The organism is Bradyrhizobium sp. SUTN9-2, from assembly GCF_003122645.1.
GTDB lineage: Bacteria > Pseudomonadota > Alphaproteobacteria > Rhizobiales > Xanthobacteraceae > Bradyrhizobium > Bradyrhizobium yuanmingense.
In genome coordinates this window covers 5,543,183-5,549,911 of the sequence record NZ_LAXE01000001.1, presented here as the reverse complement: position 1 = coordinate 5,549,911, position 6,729 = coordinate 5,543,183, and the positions used below count along the sequence as shown (strand labels likewise).

At 67.3% G+C, this 6,729-nt stretch carries 8 protein-coding genes; 5 read left to right on the top strand and 3 right to left on the bottom strand.

Features of this window, described 5'->3' with window-relative positions:
* The 5 genes from XF30_RS25765 to XF30_RS25745 all read left to right on the top strand — a co-directional run.
* Window positions 1-720 (top strand): branched-chain amino acid ABC transporter permease (locus XF30_RS25765; protein WP_109144226.1); only part of this gene is annotated, 720 nt, incomplete at its 5' end.
* Window positions 717-1,763, top strand: coding sequence for a branched-chain amino acid ABC transporter permease (locus tag XF30_RS25760; protein ID WP_109144225.1), 1,047 nt, complete (start codon window positions 717-719; stop codon window positions 1,761-1,763). The genes XF30_RS25765 and XF30_RS25760, both read left to right, overlap by 4 nt.
* A complete protein-coding gene (locus XF30_RS25755) occupies window positions 1,763-2,545 on the top strand; it encodes an ABC transporter ATP-binding protein (protein ID WP_192893249.1) in 783 nt (260 codons plus the stop codon). The genes XF30_RS25760 and XF30_RS25755 overlap by 1 nt, the downstream gene beginning before the upstream one ends.
* The gene (locus XF30_RS25750) at window positions 2,538-3,242 is read left to right on the top strand and encodes an ABC transporter ATP-binding protein (protein WP_192893248.1); all 705 of its coding nucleotides are present in this window, start codon (window positions 2,538-2,540) and stop codon (window positions 3,240-3,242) included. Before XF30_RS25755 ends, XF30_RS25750 begins: the two co-directional genes overlap by 8 nt.
* Window positions 3,235-3,567, top strand: a complete 333-nt coding sequence (locus XF30_RS25745) for a Rieske (2Fe-2S) protein (protein WP_502696139.1) — start codon at window positions 3,235-3,237, stop codon at window positions 3,565-3,567. The genes XF30_RS25750 and XF30_RS25745 overlap by 8 nt, the downstream gene beginning before the upstream one ends.
* Before the next feature lie 122 nt (window positions 3,568-3,689).
* On the opposite strand, the gene XF30_RS25740 is transcribed toward XF30_RS25745, so the two are convergent.
* From XF30_RS25740 to XF30_RS25730, 3 genes are all read right to left on the bottom strand, one after another.
* Entirely contained in the window at window positions 3,690-4,550 is an 861-nt protein-coding gene (locus tag XF30_RS25740) for an alpha/beta hydrolase (RefSeq protein WP_109144221.1), read from the bottom strand.
* A gap of 17 nt (window positions 4,551-4,567) precedes the next feature.
* Entirely contained in the window at window positions 4,568-5,938 is a 1,371-nt protein-coding gene (locus tag XF30_RS25735) for an amidase (RefSeq protein ID WP_109144220.1), read from the bottom strand.
* Window positions 5,919-6,729 (bottom strand): MFS transporter (locus tag XF30_RS25730; RefSeq protein ID WP_109144219.1); only part of this gene is annotated, 811 nt, incomplete at its 5' end. The genes XF30_RS25735 and XF30_RS25730, both read right to left, overlap by 20 nt.

The following is a 6,729-nucleotide window of genomic DNA, read 5'->3' as shown; positions in this document are numbered from 1 at the left end:
ATCGTGGTGCAGCAGATCGGGCTGAACTTCTTTCTCGCGCTACCGGTGGCCGTGCTGGCCGGATGGCTGCTGGGTGCGGCCATCGAATTGACCTTGCTGCGTCCGCTGCGCGGCTCCGACATCGACACCACCATGCTGGTGATGATCGGCGCCTGGATCGCGATGCAGTCGGGCACGCTGTGGATCTGGGGCGGAGTCGCGAAAGCGGTGGCGACGCCATTCCCGGAGGCGCCGCTGGTGCTGGGGCCGGTCTCCGTCTCCTGGCTGCGCCTGTTCGTGCTCGCCGCTGCGGCCATGTTGATCCTTGTGACGTATCTGCTCATCAACAAGACCAGCCTCGGCCGCGCGATGCGGGCGACGTTCCAGGACCATGACACGGCGTCGCTGATGGGCGTGAACGTCGACATGATCTACACCTCGACCTTCGCGATCGGCTCTAGCCTCGCCGCCGCCGCGGGCGCGCTGCTCGGGCCGGTCTACGTGATCTTCCCGCAGATGGGCGATCTCGCCGCGGTCAAGGCTTTCGCCATCGTCATCCTCGGCGGCCTCGGCAACATCACGGGCGCGGTGATCGGCGGCTTCATCCTGGCGCTGGCCGAGGAGCTCGGCGCCGGCTACGTCTCGTCCGGCTACCGCGATGCCATGGGCTTTCTCATCATCATCGCGGTGCTGATCTTCCGGCCGACCGGCCTGTTCGCGCGCGCGGAGCGCGTCGGATGAAGACGATCGTCACCATTCTCGCCGTCGCGGCGCTGGCCTCGGTGCCGCTCTGGCTGCGCGATCCCTATCTGCTCAACGCGCTGATCACGACCGGCATCTTCGTCATCGGCGCGATGAGTCTCAATCTGCTGCTTGGCTTCACCGGCCAGCTCAGCCTCGGTCATATCGCCTTCTTCGGCATCGGCGCCTATGTCAGCGCGCTGACGTCGCTTGGTTTCGACATCGGCCTGCCCGGCGGCTTTCGGCTGGTTCACACGCCCTGGCCGCCGATCATAGGCTTCGTGCTGGCGATCCTGATTGCAGGATTGTGCGGCTATTTCGTCGGTCTGTTGTCGTTCCGCGTCCGCGGCGCCTATTTCGTCATTGTGACGATCTCCTTTGCCGAGGTGGTCCGGCTGGTCGCGCTGAACTGGGTCGAGCTGACGCAGGGTCCATTGGCGCTGACCAATATCCCGTCCGTCGCGTTGCCCTTGCCCAGCTTTGGCGAGCTGACACTGCGCACGAAATTCCACAACTATTATCTCGTCCTGGTCGTTGCGCTCATTGCCTATCTCCTGATCGCGCGCCTCGTTCATTCCCATTTCGGCCGCTCCATGCGTGGCCTGATGGAGAACGAAACGCTCGCCGTCTCGGTCGGCATCGACGTGACCAGGACGCTGACGATTGCTGCGGTGATCTCCGCCGCGATCGCCGGCGCGGCCGGAAGTCTCTATGCACACTACATCCGGATCATCGATCCTGAAGTCTTCGCCTTCATCAACACCGTCACGATGGTGATCATGGTCATCAGCGGCGGCAAGGGCTCGCTGGCGGGTCCCGTCGTCGGCGGCCTGATCTTCGGCCTATTGCCGGTCGCGCTGCGGCCTGTGATGGCGCCGGAAGCGCAGTGGATCGCCTATGGCGGCGTGCTGATCGCCATCCTGTTCGTGTTGCCGCGCGGCATCGTGCCGTCGCTGGCGCAGCGGTTGACCCGGCGACGGAGCGGGACGACGGCGCTGGCGCCGGTCGCGCTCAGTGAAACCGGTGCCAAGGAGCCGGCGTGATGACGGCGCGCAGCATCGCCATGACCATCGATCAGGTCGCCGTCCGCTTCGGCGGCCTCGTCGCGATCTCCGACATGAGCTTTGAGGTCGGCGAGGGCGAGATCGTCAGCCTGATCGGGCCGAACGGCGCCGGCAAGACCACCGCCTTCAACGTCATGACCGGTTTCCTGACGCCGAGCGCCGGCCGCGTCACCTATCGCAACACTGCGCTCGCCGGATTGAAGCCGCACGAGATCGCCGATCTCGGCCTGATCCGCACCTTCCAGCGCACCAGCGTATTCCCGAACGACACCGTCTATGACAACCTCCTGATCGGCCTGCACCGGCAGGGCCGGGTCCGGCTGCTCGACGCCATCCTCGGCCTGCCAGGCGCGCGCGCCTCGGAGCGCAAGCTGCGGCAGCGCGCGAGCGAGCTGCTCGAATGGGTCGGGCTCGAACGCCGCGTCCACGATGCGGCAGGTTCGCTCTCCTACGGCGAGCAGCGCTTGGTCGGCGTCGCGCTGGCGCTGGCGGCCGAGCCGTCGATGCTGCTGCTCGACGAGCCCGTCTCCGGCATGAACGCCTCGGAGACGCACCGTTTCGTCGAGCTGATCCGTGGCATCCGCGACCGCGGCATCACGATTTTGCTGGTCGAGCACGACATGCCGATGGTGATGACCGTCTCGGATCGCATCGTGGTGCTCAACTATGGCCGCATCATCGCGGAAGGGAAGCCGGAGGTGATCCGCAACGATCCTGCTGTCATCGAAGCCTATCTTGGACATGGAGCAGGACGTGCTTGAGATCCGCGACATGGTCTGCGGCTACGGTGGCGTCACCGCGCTGCGCGGCATCTCGCTCGACGTGAAGGCCGGCCAGCTGGTCGCCCTGATCGGAGCCAACGGCGCCGGCAAGAGCACGACGCTGCGCGCGATTTCCGGCCTGGTGCCGCCGCGCTCGGGCCAGATGAAGTTCGAGGGCATCGACATCACCGGCGCGAAGCCGCCGCGCGTGCTGGCGAGCGGCATCGCGCATTGTCCGGAAGGGCGGCGCGTGTTTCCGCATATGAGCGTCGAGGAAAATCTCGATATGGGCGCTTACCTCCGGCGTCGTTCGGGCGAGATCGCGGCCGACCGCGATCGTATCTACTCGGAATTCCCGCGGCTCGCCGAGCGGCGCCGGCAGGCGGCGGGCACGCTGTCGGGCGGCGAGCAGCAGATGCTTGCGATCGGCCGCGCGCTGATGTCGCGGCCGCGCCTGATCATGTTCGACGAGCCGTCGCTCGGGCTCGCCCCCAACATCGTCGAGCGCACCTTTGCGATCATCCGCGGCATTCGCGATGCCGGCACCACGGTGCTGCTGGTCGAGCAGAACGCCTTCGCTGCGCTCGAGATGTGCGATCATGCCTATCTGCTCGAGAACGGCCGCATCGTGCTGTCGGGTGCCGGGACCGAGCTGATCGCGAACGAGCATGTGCGCAAGGCCTATCTCGGTGGGTGACGACGCCGGGTGGATTGCCGTCTGCGATCTCGACCGGTTGAAGGCGGAGACGATCGTCCGCGTCGCCGGGCGCGACCTGCTCGTGATCTGGAACGACGGCGACGTCGTCGCCTGCGAACGTGCATGCCCGCACGAGCAGGCGGATCTGGCCTTGGGGCAGGTGACGGCCGGGCGCCTCAATTGTCCCCGCCATGCGGCGTCGTTCGATTTGCGCGATGGCGCAATCACCGCGGGATGGCCGAGCCGGCCGCTGCGGCGTTATCCGGTGCGGATCACGGGCGAGCGAATCTGGATTGAGATGCAGGAGCGGCAGCCGGGGCGATGATGACATCATGCCCCTGTTTTGCCCGACGAGTCAAAGCGGCGGCGGCGGTGTCGATCGGCCCTCAAACAATTCGCCTTTGCAAACAACGACATCGCTACTGTGCATGGGGTTGTTCTCGAAGTTTAGTCCAGCAGCCGCTGCGCAGCCTCCACCAGGACTCCGTCCGGGCGGCGCAAAGCCTCGAGAATGGTGAAATGGTCGGCGCCTTCGACCGAGATGAGCTTGCCCGGCGCTCCCGCAGCCACGCGCCTGTCGTAGAGATTGATGGAATCGCAGACGAGCGCCGGCAGCTCGCTGCTGCCATAGGCGATGTCGAGACGCTTCCGGGTGACGGGCAGGCGCAACGGCGACAGCGTGGCGATCTCCTCGTCCGTCAGCTTCAGCGCGTAATTCAATCCCGTATCGCGGATCGGTGCGAGATCGTAGACGCCCGAGAGCGCGAGCCCCGCCTGGACGCGCGGATGATCCAGCGCCATGGCAGCGAGATGGGCGCCGGCGGACCAGCCCGACAGCACGACCGGTCCGGCAACGCCGTAGGACGCGCCGTGCGCCGCGAGCCAGTCGAGCGCGCGCGGGATCTCGGCGACGATGTCGCTGAGGGACACCTCGGGCGCCAGCGAATAGCCGGGGATCGCAACCGACCAGCCATGCGCGGCGACGCCTTCGACCAGCATCGCGAACAGCTCGCGCGAATTGCGCTGCCAGTAGCCGCCATGCAGGAACACCAGGCAGGGCGCATCAGCCTTCGCCGCCGGATAGAGGTCGATCTTGTTGTTGGCCCGCTCGCCGTAGGGCAGGTCGAGATGGGACCTGAGCGTGCCCCGCAGCCGGCTTGAGGCTTCGTTGCGCTCGGCGATCAGGGCGGGGCTGTTCTTGACCGCCGCGTTGTTGTCATAGGCGGCACTGCGCTCCGCCCGGGACAGCTCGGACCACCGGTCGCGGGGGTCGAGCGGTCGAATTGTCGAATGAGCGTTCTCAACCATGGGAGTCTCCGTTTGCGTCAGGCACTGCGCAAGATCGCTTCGATCTCTTGCGCTGCTGCGAGGAGCGAGCGGTCTTGCCCGCGCGCCGCGATGATCTGAAGGCCGAAGGGAAGCCCGCGCCGATCCGTTCCGCACGGAATCGAGATCGCCGGCAGGCGGGCGTGATTGACGAAGGGCGTGAACACCGCGTGGGCCCGCGGGCTTGCGGGCTTTCCGCCGATCATATCAGGGCCGAGCTGCGTCAGCGGCCAGGCGACGCAGGGGACGGTCGGCGCCAGCAGGAGGTCGACCTCAGTGAAGAACGCGGCGAAGGCATTGGCGATCGCGGTGCTCGCGAGCAGCGCCGCGGCGACCTCCGCACCCGACCAGGAGAAACCTCGCTCGATCTGCTTGGCGATGTCAGGATCGAAGACAGTCGGATCCTTGCGAAAGCTATCGCCGTGGAGCGCCGCGAGACCCGCATGCTGCAGCGGCATGATCGCATCCTCCGTGGCATCTGCCGGCCAGACAGGATCGCGTCGCGCGATGCGTAAACCCGCTGCGGAAAGCCGGTCGACGGCGGCGGCGAGGCCATTCGCGACGACGTCGTCGATCGCGACGTCGAGACCAAGGCGCGGCGAGAACGCGATGCGCTGACTGCCGATGTCTTTGGCCTGCTGCACCACGACGGCAGACTCCGGATCGCGCGGGTCGGCGCCGGCCATGGCTTCAAACGCCAGCGCGATATCGGCCGCGTCCGATGCGATCGGCGCGATGACGGAGAGGCCGAAGAAGGGCTCGGCGAAACCTGGCCCATAGGGGATCGCGCCGTAGGACGGCTTGAAGCCGGCAACCCCGACATGCGCCGGCGGCCTGCGGCTCGAGCCGCCCGCATCGGTACCGATCGCGAGCGGCACCAAGCCGGCTGCAACAGCTGCGGCCGGGCCACCCGATGAGCCGCCGGGCGTCAGCGCGGGATCGAGCGGATGTCGCGTCGGCCCGTATAGTTGCGAGGTCGTCACGCCCTTGCAGGCGAACTCGGATGTCGCGCCGATGCCGACGACAACGACACCGGCCTTGCGCAGCCGCTCGACCGCGATGGCATCGCGCGGCGCGATGAAATGGTGGAACAAGCGCGAGCCCTGCGTCACGCGCCAGCCGCCGACCCAGACGTTGTCCTTGACGATCACGGGAACACCGGCGAGCGGCATGATCTCGCCCATACGCAGGCAATCATCGACCGCCGCAGCATCCGCCAGCGTGCGTGCGGGATCGATTGTGACGACCGCGTTCCAGGGCTTGGCGGCCTCGATGCGGCCGAGCGCGGCTTTCGCGGTCTCGACGGCATTGGTCCGCCCGGCGCTGACGTCGGCAACGGTCTCGCGCGCGCTATTTGTCCGCGTTGTCATGGCCTCCCCAGATCAACGCCAATGTACCGCCAAGGGCAAGGCACGCCAGGGCGAAGAAGGCCATGCCGAGGCTGGCCACGCCATCCAGGATCGACACCAGCGCGGGCGCGGCAAGGAGACCGGCATAGGACGCGGTCAGCACCGCGCCGGTGGTCTCGCCGATCCGGTCCTGCGGGGCGAGGCGGGCGATCTCGGCGACAAAGACGCCGTTCCAGCCCGACGCCGTCAGGCCGAACAATGCGGCAATGATGAATTGTCCGCTGCGGCCGAGCGAAGCGCCATTCAGGCCGAGCAGCGCGGCGCAGAAGGCCATGCCGAGGCCGATGACGACGAGGACGGCGCGCGAGGCATCGAGCCGCATGGCGACATAGCCCCAGCCGAGACGGCCGATCAGGCCGCCGGCTTGCGCGCAGGCGAGCGCCATGCCGGATTCGATATGGCTGAGGCCGAGCTCGCGTGTGCCGAGCGTGACGAAGACCGTGTTGAGCGACACCTGCATCGCGCTGAACGGCATCGAGGCCAGCGCCAGCATCGCGATCCGCCGGTCCGCGATCACCAGCGCCACCCGCGCGCGGAGATCGAGCTTCGGCGGCGGGGCGACCTTGCCGGCATAGGCCGGCCGCAACCGTTCGAACAGCGCGATCGCCAGTAGCGCCAAGGCAGCAACGGCCGCATAGCACCAGACCGGTCCGAACACGATGGCGATCGCGGGCAGGGCCAGCGAGCCGCAAACGGCGCCGATCTGGTTGCCGGTCTGGCGCACCGAGAACACGAAGGCGCGCCGCTCGGCA

Excerpts from the sequence above, each read along its gene's own strand:
- XF30_RS25760 (WP_109144225.1), top strand. The coding sequence starts at position 717 with ATGAAGACGATCGTCACCATTCTCGCCGTCGCGGCGCTGGCCTCGGTG.
- XF30_RS25755 (WP_192893249.1), top strand. The coding sequence starts at position 1,763 with ATGACGGCGCGCAGCATCGCCATGACCATCGATCAGGTCGCCGTCCGC.
- XF30_RS25740 (WP_109144221.1), bottom strand. The coding sequence starts at position 4,550 with ATGGTTGAGAACGCTCATTCGACAATTCGACCGCTCGACCCCCGCGAC.
- XF30_RS25735 (WP_109144220.1), bottom strand. The coding sequence starts at position 5,938 with ATGACAACGCGGACAAATAGCGCGCGCGAGACCGTTGCCGACGTCAGC.